The following is a 24,462-nucleotide window of genomic DNA, read 5'->3' as shown; positions in this document are numbered from 1 at the left end:
ATTTTTCCCATCTTATTCATTGGATTTTCTTCAGCCTTGTTTATGATAATACAAAGCACAAACAGTATAGGAGCAACAAAAATCTTAATATCAATATTCAGGTGTAACATCACACTATATATAATCCCACAAATAGTCATAAAAAAAACATATAGAACATATCAATACACTTATAAAAGCGAAAACTCTAAGATAATCAAGGAAATATAATCTATTTTGAATGCCTTGCATTGGATAACCTCATTAATTCAAACACACAACTTTTTATAAAAAAACATCTTAGTAAAACCTAAATATGCTTATAAGCTTGAATGCAACTTTATACTTTTTTAAAAAATTTAGCTGGATTTCCAAGCCAAAGCTCATTGTCTGGAATATCTTTAGTAACAACAGAACCCGCTCCTATCATTACGTTTTCACCAACAACAACCCCAGGCAAAATTGTGCTATTTGCACCAATTGAAGCCCCCTGCTTCACAATCGTCTTTGGATAATCTGAAATATACTGTTTTGATCTTGGCATCTTGTCATTAGTGAATGTTACATTTGGGCCTATGAACACATCATTTTCTATGGTTATACCATCCCATACTTGCACTCCTGACTTTACAGTAACGTTATTACCTATCACAACTTCATTTTCAATCAAGCAGTGTGAACATATATTACAATTATCTCCAATAGTAGCGCCCTTTAGAACAACCACAAACTGCCATATTTTTGTGTCAGCACCTATCTTCTTAGACTGAACATCTGAAAGTGGGTGAATAAAATTATTCATTATTAACCTCTTTTAAAAAGTCATCATAACTCCTAATATAATCCTCTTCATTATAAAAGTCATTGGCAAAAACAAGAAGAACACAGTCGTCACTAAAATCATGCATAGTACCCCAAATTAAAGCATCTTGAAATAAACCAATATTAGGAGAATCCAGCAAAAAAGTTTGCTTGGTTTTACCATCATCTAATGTCACTTTACAGCTTCCATTTACAGCAACTAGCAACTGTTTTGTTTTGTGGTGAGAGTGCTGACCTCTAGGAACGCCTTTTTGTGTACCATAAATATAAAATACTCTTTTGATATCAAATGGTATTTGCCTATTTTCTTCTAAAGCGATTAGAGCTCCTCTGTGATCGCCCATTGTTTTAAAGTGTATAATTTGACTAATTTTATCCATTACTTACCCTTTGCTTGATATTATTAAGCCTGTAATAATTAACACAACCCCAACAATTTTTTGCCATGTTAATGGCTCATGGAACAAAATATTTGAGAAAAACAATATTAGTACAAAGCCTAGAGTTGTAAAAGGATATGCATAGCTGATTTCAAACTTTGTCATAGCAATCATCCAACTCAAACCTGACAGTAAAGTCAATATAAGGGACAAAATTATATAAGGCTTAAAAAGCATACTAAATGCAAAGATAAACTTATCTAAGACAGTAATATGACTATCAAGATTCACTGATGACATTTGCCATTTTATTATAAGCTGACTTGATACAGCAAATGCTACTGTCATAAAAATATATAGATTATTGATTATAAACCTTAACATTTAAAGCTCCTCATAAAGTTAGTAGCATTTACTCCTTCATTAAATATCAAGTCCAAAACAGTTACTCCATGCTCAAAATCACCATATAGCTGACTATATTCTGGATAGCCGCTATAGTCCATCCACTCAACTTGTATATTTTCTTTTTTTGCTAGGCTTTCATCAAAATAATCTTTTGCGGCTGGTCCACTAATATAGATATCTGCTTTACAATCTTTACAAATTCCCAAAAGTCGCTCTGTTTGTCCATCTACCAGATCAAACTCACTAGACCATCTTATTTTTGTATTTATACCAAGTATTTTATTTATAGCAACTATGAACCTATAATTTATTTCACTTAAATATTCTTTATTACAATTTAGATACAATTCCTCAAAAACATCTTTGTAATCTTTAAAATATTTTGCTTTTGAATAATTCTGTTTTATTTGTAGCCAATGATTTTTTGCCCAGTTTCTATCCGATGCTTTCGTTTCATTAATTTTCTGAAAAAATTTACCTTTAACATCAACAGGTATAGTCAACCATTTTAAGCCTTGTAAAGTTTTTATCTTATTTCTATTACGCCAATCTCTGCGAGTATATTGCATATCATCATACAATATAAATTCATCAACTTGGTTTATAAGATCAAAATAACCCTTCCATGGGATATAGTTTGATTGAAGTATTGCTAATTTTTTCACTTAATCATTCTCCAAAACAGCTAAGCCAAAACCTGTCTTACCATAATCATTACCATTATATAGCATATACCTTTTATTGTTATGATCAAATATAAAGGGGTAGCATAGCATATCACTGTCCCATTCTCTTTCACTCACATCAAAACAAACATCTTCATCTTTTCTTATCCAATTAATACCATCTTTCGACTCTGCATATTTTATTCTATATGTTGGTATATCTTTTGTTCCTCGAGAAGAAAACCACATCTTATATATACCATCTTCTTTAATGACTCTTGGAACAGATATTGCATATTCATATTCATCTTTGTAATCAATTGCTATAGTGCCTTCTCTATCCCAATTAATACCATCTTTCGACTCTGCATATTTTATATGATATTTATGCATTATTTTTTCATCGATCTTAATCCATTCAGTACAGGATAAATACCAGATTTTAAATATCCCCTCATCTTTTAAAACACAGTTACTTGCTACAAAGTGAGGTTCATCTCTTGATCTATCTATTATCGGACCATTAAACATCCTTTTAAACGTATCTCCAGCATCCGAGCTCACTGCTAAACCTATAGAGTTACGAAAAGGTACAGTCACTCCCAAGTTCCATCCAATATAGTATAGATATTTATTGTCTTGATTGTTTAATATACAACACCCCATGACACCACTATCATCAAATGCTCCTAGCTCACCTCTTTCTAATACAGGTTCTTTTGAAACTTCTATTATCTCATTAGGTTTATTGATATTTATAACTACATAACCAATAGATGATTCATTTTGTTTGTTTCTACAGCTAAAATATATTTTAAATAAGTCATTCTGTATGTTTTCAGCAAATGGTACCGAAGCATGTGAAATCATCCAGTCATAGTTATTATAAGGTTCAAATATTTTCCCTATTTTTTTCCAATTTTGCATTCTGTTATATACTCCTTAACCTGTTACTAGGTACTCGAGATACTTCAGTAGCCTTTTCCATATACACTTTATTATCTTCAGTATTCTTTAAAATTAAAGAGCTTGCACCTATAATATTAGACTTCCCAATTATTACATGATCTCTTATTGTTGCATTCACTCCTATAAATGTGTCACAACCCACCTTGCAACCTCCTGATATAACAACATGAGATGTAATGAAACAGTTATCTTCTAGTGTTGAGTGATGTCCTATATGGTTACCACTCCATATTGTTACATTATTACCTATTTCTACATATGGCTGAATAGTATTATCTTCGAGAATAAAAACATTCTCACCAATTTTTTTTGTAAATATATTTGCTTTAGTACTAATGTAAGATGCTATTTTGTACCCTTTGTTTTTACATAAATGGTATTTCTGAGTCCTTATTTTATTTAGATTATTGTATCCTATAGCTATAAATATATAATAGCCTTTATCTATAGGGTAATTACTTTCAAGTTCATCAAAATTGATAACTGGTAGATTAAATATTTTCTTTTGAGTTATATATTCTTTATCAGCAGTAAATGCTATAACATTGTAATCACTATCATTAGAGAAGTAATAGTATGCCATCTCAGCTTGCTCTCCAACTCCAAAAATAATTAAGTTTTTCATAATAAAGTTGCTCCAACCATTATTGTTTATATGTTTTTCTGATAATAGTATAAGGTCTTTGCTTTACCTCAGAAAATAGTTTTGATATGTAAATACCAACTAAACCTATTGAGAATATTATTATTCCTCCTAAAAACCATAAAGAAACAATTAGTGAACTCCATCCCTCAAGCTGAACACCCAAAAACAATTTTTTAAAAATAATTGTGGCAGCAAAAATAAAAGAAAATATACTTATAAATGATCCTAAATAAAAAATAAATTTTAATGGAAAGCTTGAAAATGATGTTAATGAATTAAAAAGCATAGAAAACTTATGTCTTAAGCTATATGTGGTTTCACTGTGAGAATGTTTCTTTACGACTAAGGGCTTTTGGTTAAACCCACTTATAATCCATAGTCCAGCTAAGAACACCTCTCTTTCCTTGTGTGAAGTAAGAGCTTTGTTGTAGTCTTGTGTAGTAAGTCTGCAAGTAAGAACATTTCGAGGAACTTTAACATCACTAATTTTATTAAAAAAGCTATAAAATAAGTCTCCACTCCACTTCTCAAAAGAATTACCTTTTCGAGACTCTTGAACACCATATACAACATCTATGTTTTTATTACTTTGCATTTCTTTCCAGAATTTACCTAATAGTTCAGGCTCTTCTTCAAGGTCACTATCAATAAGAAATACAAACTGACCTCTAGCATGTGCTAGCCCTGTTAGTATAGCTTTATGATGACCAAAATTTCTTGACAGTTCTAAAACCTTAACCTTGGCATCTTCTTTCTGAATACGAATGGTTTTTTGCAGACTATTATCAGGGCTACCATCATCTACAAATATTATTTCGTAATCTTCTGTGATGTTTTTAGCCTCAAGAGATACTCTACGATAAAACTCTTCTATATAAGCTGCAGACTTGTAAAGTGTTGTAACTATTGATAACTTCATTAGCATTCCTCTACTTTATCACGATTAAACCGGACTAAGTTTTTAATTGATATCAATATTAATTTTACTATTAATTATATAATATCTCTAGCCATGGTTTGTTTATAATATTATGAACAGTAGATGTTTTTTTAGAAATTTAAAATATATTGAGTTCTAGGTTAGAAAGGTAGAACATAGATATTTTTTAAGTTTTATTTTTTTTCTTATGTCTGTATTATAGTTATTTATATGGTTTTGAAGTTATCTATTAGGTGGTTTTTTTAAAGCTTAGATATGATGTTTTTAAGGTGGTTTAGTTAGTGATTAATTTTTTAGATTTAAAAAAGATAAATAATTTGTATCAAGAAGAACTCAAAGATGCTTGTAACAGGGTTATAGATAGTGGCTGGTATATTCGTGGTACAGAATGTGAAAACTTTGAAAAAGAATTTGCAGAGTACTGTGGTACAGAATACTGTGTAGGGGTTGCTAATGGCTTAGATGCCTTAATACTTATTATCAGAGCGTATAAGGAGCTAGGTATTTTTAAGTCTGGTGATGAGATTATAGTACCTGCAAATACTTATATCGCAAGTATCTTAGCTGTATCGGCTAATGATTTAGTACCAGTACTAGTAGAACCAAACTTAGGTGATTATCTATTAGATGCCGACAAGGTAGAATCTGCTATTACAGATAAAACAGTAGCAATCATGCCTGTGCATCTATATGGTCAAACTTGTCAGATGGATAGGATAAATTCTATAGCTAAAAAGCATAATTTAAAAGTTATCGAAGATTCTGCTCAGTCACATGGTGCTTATTTTGGCGAAAAAAGATCTGGTAATCTAGGCAATGCTAGTGGTTTTAGTTTTTATCCTGGTAAAAACTTAGGTGCACTAGGCGATGGTGGAGCTGTCACAACAAATGACAAAGATTTGGCAGACACTATCAGAGCATTAGCAAACTATGGTAGCCATGAGAAATATAAAAACCTATATAAAGGTACAAATAGTAGATTAGATGAAATCCAAGCAGCTATGCTAAGAGTTAAGCTAAGACATCTCGACAAAGATGCAGACTTCCGAAGACAGATTGCAGATTTTTATATTAAAAATATTTCCAGTCCCTGTATTACTCTTCCAATTCAAAACTCACAATTAAACATTCAAAGTTACCAAAACCATGTATGGCATGTGTTTGTTATTAGAACTGAAAATAGGGATGAGTTACAGAAATATCTATTAGATAATGGTATTCAAACAGTTATTCACTACCCTATTGCACCTCATCATCAAGATGCTTATAGCGAGTTAGCAAATAATAGTTACCCTATTAGTGAGCAAGTTCATAATCAAGTGCTTAGTTTGCCTATAGGGCAACACTTGTCGTTAGAACAATTAAAACATATTGTCAGTGTACTGAATAATTGGGTATAGTAATATGCATAATAGTGAGACTAGCTTAGAAAAAAATATAACTAAATCAATTATTATTCCTGTTTATAAAAATGAAAGTAATATACCTGCATTACTAAAAGCCTTAGAAACTATGGTTAATAAAATAAGTGGGCGAGTAGAAATTGTGTTTGTAGTTGATGGTAGTCCAGATAACTCATATTCTCTTTTAACTAAAATGCTTCCTCAAACATCTTTATTTGCTAGGCTAATTCTATTATCTCGTAACTTTGGTTCTTTTGCAGCGATTAGAGCAGGCTTAGAAAATGCAACAGGTGTTTTATTTAGTGTTATGGCTGCAGACTTACAAGAGCCCCCTGAATTAGTTATAAACTCTTTTGAATCCTTAGAAAAAGATAATGTAGATGTGGTTGTTGCTGCTAGAAATTCTAGAGAAGACCCTATTTTTAGTAGACTACCATCCGTAATGTTTTGGTATCTGTACCGTAAAATGGTTGTTAAAGATATGCCAGAAGGTGGGGTAGATATGTTTAGCTGTAATGATATTTTTAGACAGCAGCTATTAAATCTAAAAGAGTCACACTCATCTTTGATCGCACAAATATTTTGGCTTGGTTGTCGAAGAAAGGTTATTAAATACAATAGGCTAGAACGTGAAAGTGGGGTTTCTGCTTGGAGTTTTAAGAAAAAAGTTAACTATATGATGGATAGCGTATTTAGTTTTACTGATTTGCCTTTGAAGTTATTAACCAGAGTTGGTTTCTTAGGTATGTTTATTTTTGCTACATGTGGAGCATTTACTTTTTTATCGAAGTTATTTGGTGTGATTAATGTAGAAGGGTATACTACAACGTTTTTGACCGTAGGATTTTTTGGTGCTATGAATCTATTTGGCTTAGGTATAATTGGCTCATATACTTGGAGAATATACGAAAACACAAAGCAAAGGCCTTTAGCGATATGTATAGAGAAGAAAGTCTTTAATAATGACAACTAAAAAAATATCACCTCAGTTTTTGAAGTATTTATTTTTTGGTGCATTAAACACACTGATAACTTTTTTGATATATGTTGTGCTTATAAAACTTAGTGTTAACTATCTTATTGCATCTTCTATTTGTTATGCTCTAGGGATAGTAGAAGGATTTATATTTAATGGTCTTTTTGTATTTAATACAAAACTTAAGTTATCCGGATTATCTAAATACTCTATTGTATATGTTGTATCATACATAATAAACATTTTTATGCTTTACTGCTTTGTAAACTACTTTGGTTTTGATATTATACTATCTCAAATTTTCGTAATAATATTTGTAACATTGTTAAACTTTAAGTTAGTTAAATGGTTGGTCTTTTAATAGGAGAAATCAACATTGTTTTTTGAATTAAAAAAATTCTGTGAAGAGAATAAGGTTATTGTTTTATGGCTAATCTTTTTTAATATATTGGCTTATGGTTATTTTATAACTCATTGGACATTATCAATAGATAGTGAGACGCAAACATTTGCATCTTCAACATTTTTAGCTAAGAGTTGGTTTAAAGAAGGACGTCTATTAATCCCTTTTATAAATCTATTAGATAACCAAGAAATATTACCGTTCTGGAATGATTTAATATCTATAATCCTAATTTTTTTATCAAACCTAACATGGCTTACTATCTTAAGTAAAAACCAAAAGCATTCTGATACATCGTCATTTGTTTTCTCGCTTACTTTTTCTATATCCCCCTTGTATTGCCTTTACTTAAGATTTACAACATTTAATATTTCAATTTCTTTGTCTATTTTATTTATTGCATTATCAGCATACTACTTATCTAACTTCTTCAATCTTAAAGCAAAGAGAAATTTAGCCTTTTGCTTTATCTATACTTTTTTAGCAATATCTATATATCAAGCTTTAGTAGCATACTATATAACCGCTATTGTATTCATTATACTAACTCGTGAAGTAGATAATCATAAATGCAGAAATATTTCCTGCTGTGTGAAAGAAGCTATTGCTAGTGCTACAATCTTAATCTTAGCTTTAACGTTATATGAAATTTTGATGAAAATTATCTATTTATATATACCTAAATCTAATTATCTTGAAAGCTTCTATGCATGGAATAAAGATGACTATATGTCAATATTTAAAACCATCATGTATTTTTTCCATACATATATAAATATTAGCTTCAATTTTATGTTCACATTAAGCATTATTCCTTTATTACTGCTTATTGTATTTTTTATATACAAAAAAAGGTTTCACTTATTTACTCTTATAATATTAACTCCTTTTCTACCTTTTACATTAATATTCATTCTAGGAACACCTGTACCATTACGTTCTTTAATAGCAGTCCCTTTAATGCTAGCAGGATTATGGACGCTTCTAACATATATACTTAAGCAAGCTCAAATTAAATTAATCATTCTTTCAGTAGTTATAATTTCTAGTTTCTTTAATGCCCAATTTATAAATAGAATATTTTATAGTGATGTAATGCGTCAAGAATACGATATTAACTTAGCTAACCACATCTATAACCATACTGTCGATAAAGTAGGAAGCAATATAGAAACAAAACCATTAATTATTATCGGTCCCCATGACAATATTAAACAACCTTTTAGTTTCGAAGAAGAAACTCTTAGCAGATCAATCTTTACTTATGGTGACGAGAATAGAGCAACTGATTTTATGACTTGGCTAGGTAAAGAGTTTGTACACCCAACAAAAGAACAGATTTCAGCAGCAAGAGAAATATCAATCAAGATGCCTAGCTATCCAAGCAAAGGATATATCAAAGAAACTAAAAACTTAATAATTATAAAACTTTCTAATAATCAAATATCACACCCTGTTCAGCTTAATTTAAATGATTACGAGAAACTTCCAAAAAATGATATCCTATCTAACATAGATATTTATAAAAAGTATGAAAAAGAAACTTTTATTGCTGGTTGGGCCTTTATCAAATCAGAAAATCCTAAAAAGACTAAATACTATATAAGGATATATAATCCACACACCAAACTGACAAGTTTTTACTCAACTCGAACCTCAAAAAGACCAGATGTTGCAGAAGCATTTAAAAATTTAAATAACATCGAATACTCAGGATTCGAGGCTAATCTAAAAGCTATAATCGAAAAAAGCTATAAGATCAGTCTTATTCTTGTTAATAGTAATAAATCGTATGCTGTAGTAAATATTAAGCAACTATAACAGCTCTAAAACGATTTTATACAAACAAGCATCATTTACTACAAAATACTAGTCTCTTTGGTGTATTACCAACACCATCTTCATCATAAAACTTTTCTTTACAAATAGACTCTTTAGATAAAAAAGCTGTAAGTTCTTGGGTATAATTCTGACTAAATATCGAATCCCAATACTCAGGAGCGACAATCACACACCAATGTTTTTGTTTTTTAATATATTCTGTTACTTTTTCTATAGTAACTTCATTACCAACAATTGGAGATACCCAAGCTTGGTCGCCAAATGCCCTCCTATCAAAGATATCATAGACTAGAGGCAAAGCAGGTATAGCGACAAAAGTTTTACCTTTACATGCTGCTTGACCATAAAATTCTAAAATATCATTATAACTGTTAGCTTTATTTACAGATGAAAATACTCCAGTAAGGTACCCTTTATCGATATAGTAACTATTTTCACTCATTTGATTTGAATTATAGTTAGAATTGATTTGTATCACAAAAGATAAACATGCCAAAGAAAAGAATAATAAACAAACAAATGTTTTAGCAATACTTCTATACTTATCTTCTAGAGTATCCACATATGATAACGATATAAGAACAGCAATGGAAATGTATCCCGCTGCTACAAAGCTAAGATGAAAAACTGGTTCAGTTGTAGATGTCACGCATAGTCCAACTATAAACACCGTAACTAAAAAGCCTATAAATACCTTTAAGTATGATTCAAAATTATTCTTAAATAATAAAATTAAAGACAAAATAAAGATCTGGTATTCAATAAGCCTGAAATATGACACAGGTATATAATTATCATATGACCATTTCATCTGAGTTGTATTACTCCACTGCAAATATACTACCACTGAACTTAATAAAATGAATATATATAGAGAAATATAAGACTTTATTTTACGTTTATGAGCAAATACTCTATAAACAACTGAAACTAACAAAAGATATATAAAGCCATTTTCACTTACTATCAAATTAAATAATGAGTAGCATTGCGATAATATAAAGCTTTTATCTTCAACAGTATGTCCTCCATGGAAAAATATATTGAGGCTTGAATTAAAATATAAATATGCCAGCATTATAGAAAAAAGAATATACGAAGCAATAAATATATTCTTGTGTTTTTTTATAAAAAATAAAGCAAAAAAATTTGAAGCTAATGCGGGTAATAGTGCTATGTTTGAAAAGCTTGATAAGCTCAATGTTACAACAGCTATAAACGTAACAATGTAACCACCCTTTTCATTACCTACTAATAATAAAGCTATCGCTATTATTAATAAAAACTGAGGAGCTTGCTGATAACTTAATATGTATATAGGGATACAAGTTATAACTAAGACTATAGTTACTGGTAACATAACACTTTTATGCTTATCAAAAGCATAAAAAATCAAGAGTATAGATATAATGGCAATTATACAATAATAGATCTCATACGCAAGATAATAATTTAACCCAATCAAATATAAAGGAATATTCAAGATACCAGCATACCCAGGCCCTGGAATGACACCATTTATCAAATTAATATTATCATATAGAACATATCCCGTATCAGTATAATCAAATCCTCTATGCGGTATCATATAAAAAACAATAAACAATACCATCGCAACAGATATCATCCATATAGATTTCATCAAACAACTATTAATATTTGAGCTATTAGATATAATAATTTTGTTGCACTTCACACCTAATCTAAATATCTTTGCAATTAAAAAATGTAAAAATACTATATTCTTATTTAAAAAAAAGCAAACAACATAACAAAATAATACTGTAGTGATTTGAGCATATCTAAGTTGAAAACCGAATATATGCAAAAATATTTTTTGAATTGGTATAGATAAAGTAGATACAATCAGAATTACTAATAACTTTTTATCTAAAAAAAAACTTTTTTTGAGTGTGAGAAATCCTATAGCCAATCCAACAAAAATAGAACCGAAAGATGTAGTTTCATAGCTATAATTTAGCTTGATTAACACTGTGAAAATCAATACTGACAAAATTATAGATATAGAATATCTAGATAATTTATATAGCACTAAAATACTCCTTGATAGTATTACAAACCTGATTAACATCTTTTATAGTTAATCCAAAATACATTGGCAACCTAATCAACCTTTCACTTTCTTTAGTAGTAAAGATATCTTCTCCATAAAATACTGTATTTTTTCTCCCAAATTCCGATGAATGTAAAGGTACATAATGGAAGACTGCACTAACACCATTTTCTTTCAAGTAATTAATTAATTCAGTCCTTTGCTTTAAATTTTTAACTTTTATGTAAAACATATGTCCATTATGTACGCATTCATCAGGAACAGAAGGTAAGTCAAAGGAGTCTTTATTAGCTAGAGGTCGTAAACTATCATAATATGTTTTCCATGCCAATAGCCTATTGCTATTAATATGGTCTACATTTTGAATATTACCCCAGAGATATGCTGCACTAACATCATTCATAAGATAGCTACTACCAATATCAACCCAAGAATACTTATCAACCATCCCTCGAAAAAATTGATTTCTATTTGTTCCTTTTTCTCTAATTATTTCCGCTCTTTCAGAAAAATTTTTATTATTAATTATTAAAAGACCGCCCTCGCCAGCACTTGTATAATTTTTAGTTTCATGAAAACTGTATGCACCAATATGACCAATAGTTCCTAGTGGCCTACCTTTATAAGTACTCATCATCCCTTGAGCAGCATCTTCTACAACATATAGGCCATACTTATTAGCAATACCCATAATTATGTCCATCTCACATGCTACTCCAGCATAATGAACAGGAACTATAGCTTTTGTTTTAGAAGTAATTGCTTTTTCAATTTTTGTTTCATCAATATTCATAGTGTCTGGTCGAATATCTACAAAAATTATTTTCGCCCCTCTTAGCGCAAAAGCGTTAGCAGTTGATACAAATGTGTAACTAGGAACTATAACCTCATCCCCTAATTGTATATCTAATAATATAGCAGCCATTTCCAAAGCATGCGTACATGATGTAGTTAATAACGCTCTTGGTACGTTGAGTTTTTTTTCGAACCAAGTGGAACATTTTTTAGTAAATGGGCCATCGCCTGAAATCTTATCAGTATTCATTGACTGAATTACAAATTTATCTTCTACTCCTGTATAAGGTGGTTTATTAAATGAAATCATTTTTTCTTCCCAAAGGTAAAATTATACATTTTATTTACATACTAAAACATATGTAGTAAAAGTGCTATATGTCTTAGTTTTTAGTACATCTAGACTTTTGCTATAATGTTCACTACAATATTTACTTAACAAATCAACATACATCTGATTTGCAATTATTTTCACAGGAATAGAACTTTTAAACATATCATGTAAACTCTCTCCTGACTTAGAGTAGCTATAACTATTTGTTCCAGGCATATAATATAGACCACCAAAAGAGTTTAGTTTTATATGAGTTATATCTAAATCATTATCAAGAGGAGTATATATATACTGAAATGGATATGAGTCACCAAATATATAATATATTCCTTTAGGCAGTTGCTTATAATCGTTTTGAGCATTGTTGGCTTGGACCACTAAGCTACGATTTAATTCATAATTATAAGACACTGCTATAACTAATGAAAATAAGGCTACTATAATTATATTTATGACTACTTTAGTCCCTCTAAATATATCAACCACCATAAAAACTATAGCTAAAACTATAGCTGAATATGCTAGATAGGAGTTTATACCATATATAAAAATTGAAGATATTACCAAAATAATCCAGCAATATATATTTCTTATATTCTTATTATCCAAGGAAATTAGTGGCAATAATGCTAAAAGGCAGATTACAGCATAATAGACCCGAAGAATAGATGGTCTACCCTCTATACCCAAAAATGCAATTAAACATGAAAAAATCACCCATGAAAAAATCAATTTATACTTATGCTTACTGAACGGTACTATACTTAATCCAAAAATCACCAAATAACTCATACTATCAGAGAAAATTGATCTAATTGCCTCTACTCCCAACCAGATATTAGCATGAACTCTTGCAGTTGGAGTATAATAGACTAGTAAATCATGTAGTCGACTTTGATTAACCACATAAGGATCTATAAAAACAAAAGCTCTTATTAAACTCATATCATTTACAGAATATCCATGGCTCTTTAATAATTCTGGATGTTGAATTAAATATGATGCCCCACCATAATCAATTAAAATAGATAGATACTTCTTTAACCCATTAAACTTATCAAACGAAACCATTGAATAATGCAAACTATCAAAATACTTAGCAAACAGGCAAAGAATTAATAAAACCATAAATAGCTTTAAATAGCTTTTACTAAGAAGCTCTTTAGATAAAATAAAAGGAATAGCAACCAAATAGACAAAATACAACTCCTCATATCGAATAAGATAAGAATAAAAAGCCAATATTATAAATAAGAATGCATATTTGAGTTTTGGCTCCTTATTGTATGATAACAAGGATAGTGCTGAAGCAAGAGCCAGCAATCCACTATTAACAGTGAACTGAGGCATTGATATTGCTCTAACGAATATAACTAAAACTATAATACACGATATCGAGCGACTAACATTAAATTTACTCAAACAGTCCAACAGTGTATATGAAGCGACAAACAAAGCAAAAAAAGTCATATATGAATATGGAAGTATTCCCGCAATGACTGGCAAATGATTCAGTATTTCTCCATATAGTGCATTAGAAAATGTTAGATTTGGAGTTGCGTTTGCCGCTATTCCATAGCCAGCTGAAATCATCGATAAACCAACATCATCATTTGTCTCAAAAATTGGAGTATATATAGATAATGTTATTGCAAATATAAAAAAAGTTATCAAAACACTAAAAACTACCGAGCTTTTACCACTACTACCCATATCTATTACTCCGTATGTGATACACGTATCAAATTCCTTCCTAAAAATAAATAATATAAATCCCCAAAATTATATCACAGAGATATTTATTAAAACCATTAGGGATATAAGTCAAAAACGCTTTCAAGTATGATAATTAAACATAGAAAAATCGATATATTATTTAAAAAATATTCTTCGAATTAATCTAATTCCCACTCTTAGTGGCTTCGTAATTTTCCAGCCTAAAGAATCATATATACGATTTACTTGCTCTTTATAGTCACATAAATCTTTTTCAAGATATTTAATAGCATTACTCTTCTCTCTAATTAAGATTTCATTATTCTTGATAATCTCATCCTTTTTATTTGATGACGAAATTTTTTCTAGTGTAACTCCATTTAAGCAAGTATCTATTTTACCCAAAAAATAATTTTTTAGATCATCTGAGCATCCCTTACGATAATGATACTTTAATAGAGAGCTAAAAAGAGTTAAATTCATTAAAGACCTATGCTTTTCTCCCACTAGCGAATGTACTCCGCCCCCATGCCTTCTATGAATAGAAGGACTCACTCCCTCTAAATACTTACCCTGACCATATTCAGAAAGTAATGACCAAATAAACATATCAGCGATCATCGTAAAGTTGAATTCCGGAGGAAATCCTTTAATAACATTACGAAACACCGTAGTAAGCGTATTGATTGGAGCACCTCTTAGCATCTCTATACTAGCTAAGTCACATTCCGCACCACCAACATAATCATCTATAGAGCCGCCATTTTCATCGATAGCTTTAACATCCGTATAACAAATGACATATTCGAAATTATTTTCTAAAAAATCAACTTGCTTTTGTAGTTTATGAGGATCCGTCCAGTAGTCATCTCCCTCACAATATGCAATATAATCACCTCCACACTTAGCAAGCGTTCTTTTTAAATTCTCACTTACTCCAACGTTATACTCACCAGTAACAAGCTTAATAATATCAGGATATTTTTGTCTATAGGAATTAATTATTTTCAAAGTATTATCACTACTACAATCCTCACCGATAACTATCTCATATGCAAAATTAGTTTCTTGAATTAGAAAACTATCGAGAGCTTCCGCAATAAACTTTTCATGATTATAAGTTATACAACATATACTTAGCAAAACATTATTTGACTTCCACTTACTGACAATCTCACTCTGCCTAGATAATTTTTTTATAGACATAATACTGATAAACCCTTTTAAATAGCCTCAACCTTTACTAAAAACTGTTTTTCCTTATCAAGAAGATCTTTACTTCTGGACTTAATTTTTTTGGCTGGAACACCACAGTAGACAGCAAACTCTTCACAACTATCTTTAATAAGACTATAAGCACCTACGCATGCTCCATCATTCAAAACAACTGCTGGCAAAATAGTAGCGTTTGTTCCTATTATAACATGCTTGCCTATTATAACATCTCCAACCATAACATTAGTATATTGAGAAGGTATCAAAGGATTAGTCATATATCTACCAGAATAGTCGTCATTACTCGAATATACCGAGACTTTAGATGATATATTACAGTAATCTTTAAGAGTTATCTTACCTTCACCTATCAGAGAACTATATACTCCTATGTGAATAAAGCTATGGATATATATCCCTCCTTTACCTGCAGACAATACACAAAAATCATCCACTCTCACATTATCCCCAATATGTATCCTCGAAGCTCCATATATAGAAGATTTACGACTAATTAAAACATTGGTTCCATACGAGCCCAACCCTAAGAGTTCAAGTTCTTCTTGATTATAAAAACCATTTTTCACCTTATTGCCCTCTTAACTATGTAGATTATCTTTTTTTGAACCTTATCAGATAATCCAGCAAATATAGGCAAACACATAATTCTTTTTGATATATCTCTAGATACTGGCATATACTGTTTTGGCTCTATATAGCTAAGAGTATCTAACGATGGATAAAAATATCTTCTAGGAAAAATATCCTGATTATTCAATGCCTGCTGTACTCTTTTAAGCTCTTCTTCTGACTTAAATAACACTGGAAAGTAACTATAATTTTCCGTAGCACTAGAATTGAACTCTTGAAACTCAACTAATCCCTGCAAATCTGACTTGTATTTTTCTGCAATAGCTTTCCTAGCATTATGAATAATCTCTATATCATCTAACACACACAGACCCATTGCAGCCTCAAACTCATTCATCTTTGCATTAGTACCAAGATGCGGTATCTCTTCAGCATTTTTGATACCAAAGTTTATTAAAAATCTTGCTTTCTCAGCGAACTCATCATCATTTGTAATAAGTGCTCCTCCTTCAATAGTATGGAAAAGCTTAGTGGCGTGGAAACTCAATGTAGATATATCGCCATAGTTTAGAACACTTTGACCGTTAAACTTTACATCAAAAGCATGTGCAGCATCATACACTATTTTTAGATTATACTCTTCAGCAATTTTACCAATCATCTCAACATCACAAGGATTGCCAAATACTTGCGTAGCAACAATAGCCGTAGTATTTGGGGTTATTTGATCAACTATTTTATTTGAATCAATATTAAATGTTTTCTCATTAATATCAACAAATATTGGCTTAATACCATTAGCAACTAACGAACTTGTCGTTGCCACAAATGAAAATGGTGTAGTTATAGCAAAATCCCTAATACCTAAAGCTCTATATGCTATTTCTAAGGCTACCGTACCATTAGAGACCAAAACTATATTTTTAACTCCTAAATAGTTAGCAAGTCTATGTTCAAGTTCTCTCACTAAAGGACCATTATTCGTAATCTGTCCACTAGCATATATCTGATCTACATATTGCTTATATTTATCAATATTAGGTAAATATGTTTTGGTTACATTTATCATAAGTAGAACTCTATAGTCTCTCTAAACATTTTCTCAAAATCTTGAGATGGTTTCCAACCTAACTCACTTTGGATCTTGCTATTGTCTATAGCATATCTCCAGTCATGTCCTTTTCTATCTTCTACAAATGATATTAACCTATTATGTGGAGCATGCTCAGGCTTATACTCATCCATCAGCTTACATATAGTATTTATAAGTGTCAGATTATCAACCTCATTAATACCACCTATATTATAAACTTCTCCTATCACACCCTTTTCAACTACCGTTTGTATAGCATCACAATGATCTACCACATACAGCCAGTCACGGATATTTGAACCATCTCCATATACCGGAATAGGCTTTTGGTTAATACAGCTATTAATTACAACTGGTATTAGCTTCTCAGGATGTTGATATGGTCCATAGTTATTTGAGCAGTTTGAAATCGTAACTGGTAATTTATAAGTATGATGATATGCCCTAGCAATATGATCAGATCCTGCTTTAGATGCCGAATATGGTGAGTTAGGCTCATATGCCTTTGTCTCTGTGAATGCCGGATCATCTTTTGATAATGTACCATACACTTCATCTGTAGATACATGATGGAACTTACAATTAGTTTCATCTAATCCTAACTCATCCAACCAGTATCTTTTAGCACAATTTAAAAGTGTAAATGTACCTATTACATTAGTCTCCAAAAATACCTTAGGATTAGCAATTGAGTTATCTACATGGGATTCTGCTGCAAAATGCACTATAGTTTCAATATTATGATTCTTAAGAGTTTCATATACTAAAGTCTCATCACATATATCACCTTTGATAAAAGTATGATTATGTTCATTTTCTAGATTTTTTAGATTATCTAAACTACCTGCATAAGTAAGTTTGTCATAAGATACTATTTTCACATCATTATGTCTTGATAACATCATACGTACATAGTTGCTACCTATGAAGCCAGCCGCTCCTGTAACCAATATGTTTTTTGCTTTATACATTTTATAATTCCTTCTGTAATCTATTTATACAATCTTTTAATGAATCTTTCCAATACGGTATTTCTATGTTGAAATTAGACTTTATTCTACTCTTATTGAGTACACTATAATGTGGACGCTTCGCAGGTGTTGGATAGTCGACTGTTTCTATGGGATTGATCTGACAGTCTAGTTTTGCAATGCTCATGATTTCTTTAGCAAAATCATACCAGCTAGTCACACCCTCGTTACTATAATTATAAATTTCTACTTTTGAATTTTGAATTATTGGAATTATATCTAAAATAGCATGAGCCAAGTCTCTAGCATAGGTAGGAGTACCAACCTGATCATATATCACACCTAAAGAGTCTCGCTCCCTACCCAAACGAAGCATTGTTTTGACAAAATTATTACCATAGTACGAATAAACCCACGATGTTCTAATAATTATTGAATCTTTAGGATTTATATCCAAAACTGCTTGTTCACCAGCAAGCTTGGTAACACCATAAACACCTTGTGGGTTTGTAACATCCAATTCAATATACGGCCTATAGTTATGACCATCAAAAACATAATCTGTAGATACATGGACTAGTTTAATAGCATACTCTTTTGCAATTTTAGCAATATTTGCAACAGCAAGATGATTTATTTTATCTGCCATTTCAATATCAGTTTCAGCTTTATCCACAGCAGTATATGCAGCACAATTAATTATAAAACGTACGTCATTATCAATAGTAAATTGCTTAACAGCTTTATGATCTGTGATATCTAACGACTTACTATCTGCAAATATAAATGTGTAATTTTGAGTTTCTAATTCTGAATTAGATACCAATTCTTTTAATTCAGAACCTAACTGGCCATTACCACCTGTTATTAATACATTCATAATTACTTAATTCTTAATAGGTATTTTAGGTTAAATTTGATATTCCGTAATTACTAATCTAAAGCTCAAAATTTAGCATTAATAATAATTTTTACCATACTCAAATAAATCAACTGTGTTATTCAACTTAGGCTGAGCTATATCTTTTGCTGAAAGCTTGAGCTTATCTGTAGGTACTTGCCAGTCTATAGCAATACTCTCATCATCAAAAGCAATACCTCTATCACACTCGGGAGCATAATAATTGTCAACTTTATATGCAAATACAGTATCATCCTCTAAAACGATAAAACCATGAGCAAAACCTCTTGGTATAAGTATTTGTTTTTTATTCTCATCACTTAATTCAACCGCGACATATTGACCAAAAGTAGGACTACCCTTACGGATATCCACAGCCACATCAAGCACTCTACCTTGGATCACTCTAACAAGCTTGGTCTGCGCATGTGGAGCTAGCTGATAATGTAAGCCTCTAAGTACACCATAGGAGCTCTTAGACTCATTATCTTGACAGAAATCAATCTGATAACCCAAGAAATCAAAGAGCTTATCTTGACGAAAAGTCTCTACAAAATAACCTCTATCATCACCATAAACCGCTGGCTCACATATAATTATATCTTCAATATGCGTACGTGTAAATCTCATCGTGGTACTGCTCGTTCTTTTGCTCTTTTTATCAAATACTGACCATATTGATTTTTCTTGAGTGGTTGTGCTAATTTAAGAAGTTGCTCTTTCGAGATATACCTCATCTCATAAGCGATCTCTTCAAGACATGCGACCTTTAGCCCTTGTCTATCTTCTATAGTTTGGATAAAGTTACTCGCAGCCAACATACTCTCATGTGTACCAGTATCAAGCCATGCATATCCCCTACCCATAGTCTTAACTTTAAGACGCGCTTCATCAAGATATATTTGATTAAGAGTAGAGATCTCCAACTCTCCCCTCTCTGATGGTTGCACTTGCTTAGCCTTAGCTACGACATCACTAGGATAAAAATACAGCCCCACAACGGCATAATTTGATTTTGGCTTCTTTGGTTTCTCTTCGATACTAACTACATTTCCATCTACATCAAAGTCTGCAACACCGTATCTCTCTGGATCATCAACATAGTAGCCAAAAATACTAGCACAATTTTCTTTTTCTACATTTTGGATACTTTCAGCAAACATTTCTGGTAGACCATGACCATAAAAAATATTATCCCCAAGCACAAGACAAGCTGAATCACCTGCCAAAAATTCCTCAGCTAATATAAAAGCTTGAGCAAGCCCATCTGGACTAGGCTGTGTGATATACTCAAGATTGATACCAAGATCAGACCCATCTCCTAAAAGATTCTTAAAACTAGGCTGATCTTGTTCTGTTGTAATTATAAGTATATCTTTCAGACCAGCCAACATAAGCACAGAAAGTGGATAATATATAAGCGGCTTGTCATATATCGGCGTAAGTTGCTTACTCACGCCCTTTGTAATCGGGTACAATCTTGTACCACTTCCGCCAGCTAGAATTATACCTTTCATAAAAACACCTAATAAAACAATCTTTATACTTATATGATAGTATACGAATAGCCAGCCATAATTTCAATCGAAGAACTAAGTATGTTGAAAATATTCTGAGAAATAAAAGACTTTTAATATTAAATTAGAATTTAAGACTTTGAAAGATACCAGCCGTAAATTTTTCTAATACCATCTTCAAGCTCTACTTTGTGTTTCCAACCAAGAGAATGTAGTTTAGATGGATCAGTAAGCTTGACCATAGTACCATCTGGTTTATCTACATTAAATTTAAGTTCACCTTTGAAGCCAACAATATCTTTAATAAGCTCAGCTAACTCTCTGATAGAGATATCAACTCCAGTACCGATATTGATATGAGTATCTCTTATCTCTTTAGCATCCTTAGAATAGGTATCTTTAAAGTCTCTATTTTCTAATAAAAACACGCATGCATCTGCCATATCTTCAGAGTATAAGAATTCTCTTCTTGGTTTACCTGTTCCCCATATTTCTACAGAACTTTCATCCACACCAAATTTAGATAAATACTGTCTAGCTTCTTCAACAGAATTTACTTTCAAATCTGACAATACTTGTTCTATCTTCCCTTCATTTAGAAGTTTCGCAAGATGTATCTTTCTTATCAATGCTGGTAACACATGAGATTTCTCAAGATCGAAATTATCATTAGGCCCATATAGATTTGTTGGCATCACAGATATAAAATTTGTGCCATACTGCAGATTATAGCTCTCACACATCTTGATACCAGCTATCTTAGCGATAGCATACGGCTCATTAGTATACTCTAATGGACTAGTTAATAAGCAATCTTCTGGCATAGGCTGTGAAGCCTGTTTAGGATATATACATGTACTACCCAAAAATAGAAGCTTCTTCACGCCATTTACATAACTTTGATGGATAACATTATTTTGAATCTGAATATTATCGTAGATAAATTCTGCTCGATAAGTATTGTTCGCAACAATTCCACCAACTTTAGCTGCCGCTAAAATCACATACTCAGGCCTTTCAACTTTAAAAAAATCCTCAACAGCTTTTTGATTAGTTAAATCAAGCTCAGCATGAGTTCTCAATACTAGATTAGTATAGCCTTTAGATTGAAGGTTTTTAACAATAGCTGAGCCAACTAAACCTCTATGACCAGCTACATATATCTTGCTATCTTTATGCATTTTAAATAATTCCTTACTCAAAATAACTCATAATTTTATAGCCACCATCTTTTAGGTAAACATCTTTCGTCATCAGCTTTAAATCACTCTCCATCATATCATTTACAAGATGCTCAAGATCATATTCTCTACTCCAACCTAATTTTTGTTCAGCTTTTGTAGGATCACCTAATAATAGATCTACTTCTGTAGGTCTAAAATATCTAGGATCTACACAAACTACTACTTGACCCTCTGATATATGGGATAAATCAACACCCGCTCTTTCAGCTCTAGCTGAATCTACAGAATCAACTACACCGATCTCATCAACACCCTCACCTTCAAATCTAAGGTTAATACCTGCATAAGCAAATGATAATTTGACAAAATCTCTAACGGTAGTAGTCTGGCCAGTAGCAATTACCCAATCTTCTGGTTGATCTGCTTGCAGAATCATCCACATCATTCTTACATAATCTTTTGCATGACCCCAGTCTCTTTTGGCATCTAGATTACCTAAATACAGTTTATCCTGAAGGTTAAGGGCTATCTTAGATGCTGCTCTTGTAATCTTCCTAGTTACGAAAGTCTCACCACGCACTGGAGACTCATGGTTAAATAAAATACCATTACAAGCAAACATATCATAAGCTTCTCTATAGTTAACTGTAATCCAAAATGCATACATCTTAGCTACTGCATAAGGAGATCTTGGATAGAATGGCGTAGTCTCACTTTGTGGAATTGCTTGAACCTTACCATAAAGCTCAGAAGTACTTGCTTGGTAGATTTTAGTCTTTTTCTCTAATCCAAGAAGTCTAACAGCCTCAAGAATTCTCAAAGTACCAGTACCATCAGCATTAGCAACATATTCTGGAGTTTCAAAAGATACATGCACATGACTCATCGCAGCTAGGTTATAGATTTCATCTGGTTGAGTATCAGCAATAACTCTCGTTAGATTCATAGAATCAGTCATATCACCATAGTGTAGAATCAAATTTCTATTTTCAACATGAGGATCTTGGTATAAGTGATCAATTCTATCTGTATTAAAAAGCGAACTTCTTCTTTTGATACCATGAACAATATAGCCTTTTTTTAATAAAAACTCAGCCAAATATGAACCATCCTGACCAGTAATACCTGTAATTAATGCTACTTTTTTCATCTGCAATCCTTATATTTACTTTATCAAATTAAATTCTATTAAAATCATCTTCTAATCTAACGATATCATCTTCACCAGTGTACTCACCGACTTGTGCCTCTATCAGTACCACTGGAATCTTACCATTATTTGCTAACCTATGCACTTCACCCATACGAATATACACAGATTCATTAGGTCTAACAATAAACTCCTGATCTCCCTTAGTCACTGTAGCAGTACCTGAAACCACTATCCAATGTTCGCTACGGTGATAATGCTTCTGTAGAGATAATCTTTTGCCAGGCTTAACTTCTATCTTCTTGATTTTATAGCCAGGAGTATCCTCTAGCACAGTATACGTGCCCCAAGGCCTATGTGCTGTTAAGTGGATGTTTTTAAGATCGTCACTTAGAAGCTCAACAACCTCTTTAACTCGTTGAGAACTACCTTTTTTAGCAATCAAAAGAGCATCACCACTGTCGACAACTATCAGATCCTCAACACCAATAGTAGCAACCTTTTTAGGACCTTTTTCACTATGGATCAGGTTATTTTTACTATCAATACTAATATGATTACTATTTATCGTATTATTGTTGTCATCTTTAGGTAATTGATCAAATAGCGAGTCAAAGCTACCCACGTCATTCCACACAATATCAGCAACAACCATCTTTATTTTGTTGGATTTCTCCATCACAGCATAATCTATAGATTTAGCTGGAATACTCATCATATCATCATGCTTAATAGCATCAGAATTATCTAGGTCGCTATTATTATATGCTTCAACACACGCATCATATATTTCTGGAGAATATTTCTTTAGCTCTTCTAAGAAAACTCCTGCCTGAAACATAAACATCCCCGAGTTCCAGTAATATGAGCCATCTACCAAAAACTTCTCTGCTGTAGCAGCATTTGGCTTTTCATGGAAACTCTCTACATCAAAATTACCAGCTGACTTGATATATCCAAATCCAGTATTAGCAAAAGTTGGTGTAATGCCAAATGTCACTAGAGAACCTTCTTTAGCTAATTTCTTAGCTTGAATTAATATACTTCTATACTCATCATCAACATTAATAACATGATCCGATGGAGTTACAAATACTATTTCTTGCGGATCTAATTTCATACATGCCAGAGCAATTGCAGGAGCAGTATCTCTACCAACAGGCTCTTCTAGAAAGATACTTTTATCTAGAATACCTAACTCATCCAACTGATCTTTTGCTAAAAATAATTGCCCCTCATTTGAGACAACCATTGTTGAATCACACAAACTAGAATTTCTCTCAACAGTTAACTGAAACAGTGATTTATCACTAAACATCTTCACAAACTGTTTTGGTAGTAATTTCCTACTAATAGGCCAAAGCCTAGTACCACTACCACCACAAAGTATTAGGTTTATCACTACCACTCCTCTAACATCGCTTTAGACAACGAAACCATACATCCTGAAATTATATTACTTTTAAAAGCATTTTTCTACAAACCCAA

General features: G+C 31.7%; 24 protein-coding genes. 4 read left to right on the top strand and 20 right to left on the bottom strand.

Features of this window, described 5'->3' with window-relative positions; all coding sequences use genetic code 11:
- Window positions 1-319: 319 nt before the first annotated feature.
- From F7308_RS10180 to F7308_RS04290, 7 genes are read right to left on the bottom strand one after another with little or no spacing between them, the layout of a single operon-like run.
- Window positions 320-781, bottom strand: a complete 462-nt coding sequence (locus F7308_RS10180; protein WP_013922632.1) for an acyltransferase — start codon at window positions 779-781, stop codon at window positions 320-322.
- Window positions 774-1,181, bottom strand: coding sequence for a sugar 3,4-ketoisomerase (locus F7308_RS10175; protein ID WP_013922631.1), 408 nt, complete (start codon window positions 1,179-1,181; stop codon window positions 774-776). Before F7308_RS10175 ends, F7308_RS10180 begins: the two co-directional genes overlap by 8 nt.
- 3 nt (window positions 1,182-1,184) lie before the next feature.
- Window positions 1,185-1,565, bottom strand: coding sequence for an SMR family transporter (locus F7308_RS04310; protein WP_013922630.1), 381 nt, complete (start codon window positions 1,563-1,565; stop codon window positions 1,185-1,187).
- Window positions 1,559-2,254, bottom strand: a complete 696-nt coding sequence (locus F7308_RS04305; RefSeq protein WP_013922629.1) for a WbqC family protein — start codon at window positions 2,252-2,254, stop codon at window positions 1,559-1,561. The genes F7308_RS04310 and F7308_RS04305 overlap by 7 nt, the downstream gene beginning before the upstream one ends.
- Complete coding sequence (locus F7308_RS04300) at window positions 2,255-3,181, bottom strand: glycoside hydrolase family protein (protein WP_013922628.1); 927 nt, start codon at window positions 3,179-3,181, stop codon at window positions 2,255-2,257. It abuts the gene before it with no gap.
- A 4-nt stretch (window positions 3,182-3,185) separates the two neighbouring features.
- Window positions 3,186-3,848 carry an acetyltransferase gene (locus F7308_RS04295; RefSeq protein ID WP_013922627.1) on the bottom strand — a complete coding sequence of 221 codons (663 nt, stop codon included), beginning with the start codon at window positions 3,846-3,848 and terminating at the stop codon, window positions 3,186-3,188.
- A gap of 19 nt (window positions 3,849-3,867) precedes the next feature.
- On the bottom strand, window positions 3,868-4,788 hold the full coding sequence (locus F7308_RS04290; RefSeq protein ID WP_013922626.1) for a glycosyltransferase family 2 protein: 921 nt from the start codon (window positions 4,786-4,788) through the stop codon (window positions 3,868-3,870).
- 302 nt (window positions 4,789-5,090) lie between these two features.
- On the opposite strand from F7308_RS04290, the gene F7308_RS04285 reads away from it, so the two are divergent.
- Genes F7308_RS04285 through F7308_RS04270 form a run of 4 tightly spaced genes read left to right on the top strand, consistent with a single transcriptional unit; the run spans window position 5,091 to window position 9,412 of the window.
- The gene (locus F7308_RS04285) at window positions 5,091-6,209 is read left to right on the top strand and encodes a DegT/DnrJ/EryC1/StrS family aminotransferase (protein WP_013922625.1); all 1,119 of its coding nucleotides are present in this window, start codon (window positions 5,091-5,093) and stop codon (window positions 6,207-6,209) included.
- Between the two features lie 4 nt (window positions 6,210-6,213).
- Window positions 6,214-7,185 carry a glycosyltransferase family 2 protein gene (locus F7308_RS04280; RefSeq protein ID WP_013922624.1) on the top strand — a complete coding sequence of 324 codons (972 nt, stop codon included), beginning with the start codon at window positions 6,214-6,216 and terminating at the stop codon, window positions 7,183-7,185.
- Window positions 7,175-7,549, top strand: coding sequence for a GtrA family protein (locus tag F7308_RS04275; protein WP_041263673.1), 375 nt, complete (start codon window positions 7,175-7,177; stop codon window positions 7,547-7,549). Before F7308_RS04280 ends, F7308_RS04275 begins: the two co-directional genes overlap by 11 nt.
- 15 nt (window positions 7,550-7,564) lie before the next feature.
- Window positions 7,565-9,412, top strand: coding sequence for a glucosyltransferase domain-containing protein (locus F7308_RS04270; protein ID WP_013922622.1), 1,848 nt, complete (start codon window positions 7,565-7,567; stop codon window positions 9,410-9,412).
- A 31-nt stretch (window positions 9,413-9,443) separates the two neighbouring features.
- Here the strand turns inward: F7308_RS04270 and F7308_RS04265 are convergent, their stop codons facing one another.
- The 13 genes from F7308_RS04265 to F7308_RS04205 form a co-directional block, all read right to left on the bottom strand.
- The gene (locus F7308_RS04265; RefSeq protein ID WP_156796586.1) at window positions 9,444-11,075 is read right to left on the bottom strand and encodes a hypothetical protein; all 1,632 of its coding nucleotides are present in this window, start codon (window positions 11,073-11,075) and stop codon (window positions 9,444-9,446) included.
- Window positions 11,076-11,475: 400 nt separating this feature from the next.
- On the bottom strand, window positions 11,476-12,612 hold the full coding sequence (gene rffA, locus F7308_RS04260) for a dTDP-4-amino-4,6-dideoxygalactose transaminase (protein WP_013922620.1): 1,137 nt from the start codon (window positions 12,610-12,612) through the stop codon (window positions 11,476-11,478).
- A gap of 30 nt (window positions 12,613-12,642) precedes the next feature.
- Window positions 12,643-14,349: a hypothetical protein gene (locus tag F7308_RS04255; protein WP_013922619.1), complete on the bottom strand. Its 1,707-nt coding sequence runs from the start codon at window positions 14,347-14,349 to the stop codon at window positions 12,643-12,645.
- Window positions 14,350-14,508: 159 nt separating this feature from the next.
- On the bottom strand, window positions 14,509-15,558 hold the full coding sequence (locus F7308_RS04250) for a glycosyltransferase (protein WP_013922618.1): 1,050 nt from the start codon (window positions 15,556-15,558) through the stop codon (window positions 14,509-14,511).
- Between the two features lie 17 nt (window positions 15,559-15,575).
- On the bottom strand, window positions 15,576-16,154 hold the full coding sequence (locus F7308_RS04245) for an acyltransferase (RefSeq protein ID WP_013922617.1): 579 nt from the start codon (window positions 16,152-16,154) through the stop codon (window positions 15,576-15,578).
- A complete protein-coding gene (locus F7308_RS04240) occupies window positions 16,151-17,227 on the bottom strand; it encodes a DegT/DnrJ/EryC1/StrS family aminotransferase (RefSeq protein WP_013922616.1) in 1,077 nt (358 codons plus the stop codon). The genes F7308_RS04245 and F7308_RS04240 overlap by 4 nt, the downstream gene beginning before the upstream one ends.
- Window positions 17,224-18,222, bottom strand: coding sequence for a dTDP-glucose 4,6-dehydratase (gene rfbB, locus F7308_RS04235; RefSeq protein WP_013922615.1), 999 nt, complete (start codon window positions 18,220-18,222; stop codon window positions 17,224-17,226). The genes F7308_RS04240 and rfbB overlap by 4 nt, the downstream gene beginning before the upstream one ends.
- Window position 18,223: 1 nt before the next feature.
- The gene (gene rfbD / locus F7308_RS04230; RefSeq protein ID WP_013922614.1) at window positions 18,224-19,102 is read right to left on the bottom strand and encodes a dTDP-4-dehydrorhamnose reductase; all 879 of its coding nucleotides are present in this window, start codon (window positions 19,100-19,102) and stop codon (window positions 18,224-18,226) included.
- A gap of 78 nt (window positions 19,103-19,180) precedes the next feature.
- Window positions 19,181-19,753, bottom strand: a complete 573-nt coding sequence (gene rfbC, locus F7308_RS04225; protein ID WP_013922613.1) for a dTDP-4-dehydrorhamnose 3,5-epimerase — start codon at window positions 19,751-19,753, stop codon at window positions 19,181-19,183.
- Complete coding sequence (rfbA, locus tag F7308_RS04220; protein ID WP_013922612.1) at window positions 19,750-20,640, bottom strand: glucose-1-phosphate thymidylyltransferase RfbA; 891 nt, start codon at window positions 20,638-20,640, stop codon at window positions 19,750-19,752. The genes rfbC and rfbA overlap by 4 nt, the downstream gene beginning before the upstream one ends.
- A gap of 131 nt (window positions 20,641-20,771) precedes the next feature.
- Complete coding sequence (locus F7308_RS04215; protein ID WP_013922611.1) at window positions 20,772-21,821, bottom strand: GDP-L-fucose synthase family protein; 1,050 nt, start codon at window positions 21,819-21,821, stop codon at window positions 20,772-20,774.
- Window positions 21,822-21,834: 13 nt separating this feature from the next.
- Entirely contained in the window at window positions 21,835-22,974 is a 1,140-nt protein-coding gene (gene gmd, locus F7308_RS04210; RefSeq protein WP_013922610.1) for a GDP-mannose 4,6-dehydratase, read from the bottom strand.
- Window positions 22,975-23,002: 28 nt separating this feature from the next.
- Entirely contained in the window at window positions 23,003-24,376 is a 1,374-nt protein-coding gene (locus tag F7308_RS04205; protein ID WP_013922609.1) for a mannose-1-phosphate guanylyltransferase/mannose-6-phosphate isomerase, read from the bottom strand.
- Between the last annotated feature and the right edge of the window lie 86 nt (window positions 24,377-24,462).

This window comes from Francisella salina, from assembly GCF_000219045.1.
Classification (GTDB): domain Bacteria; phylum Pseudomonadota; class Gammaproteobacteria; order Francisellales; family Francisellaceae; genus Francisella; species Francisella salimarina.
Note: the sequence above shows the minus strand (reverse complement) of the source record. Positions and strands in the feature narration are given on the sequence as shown.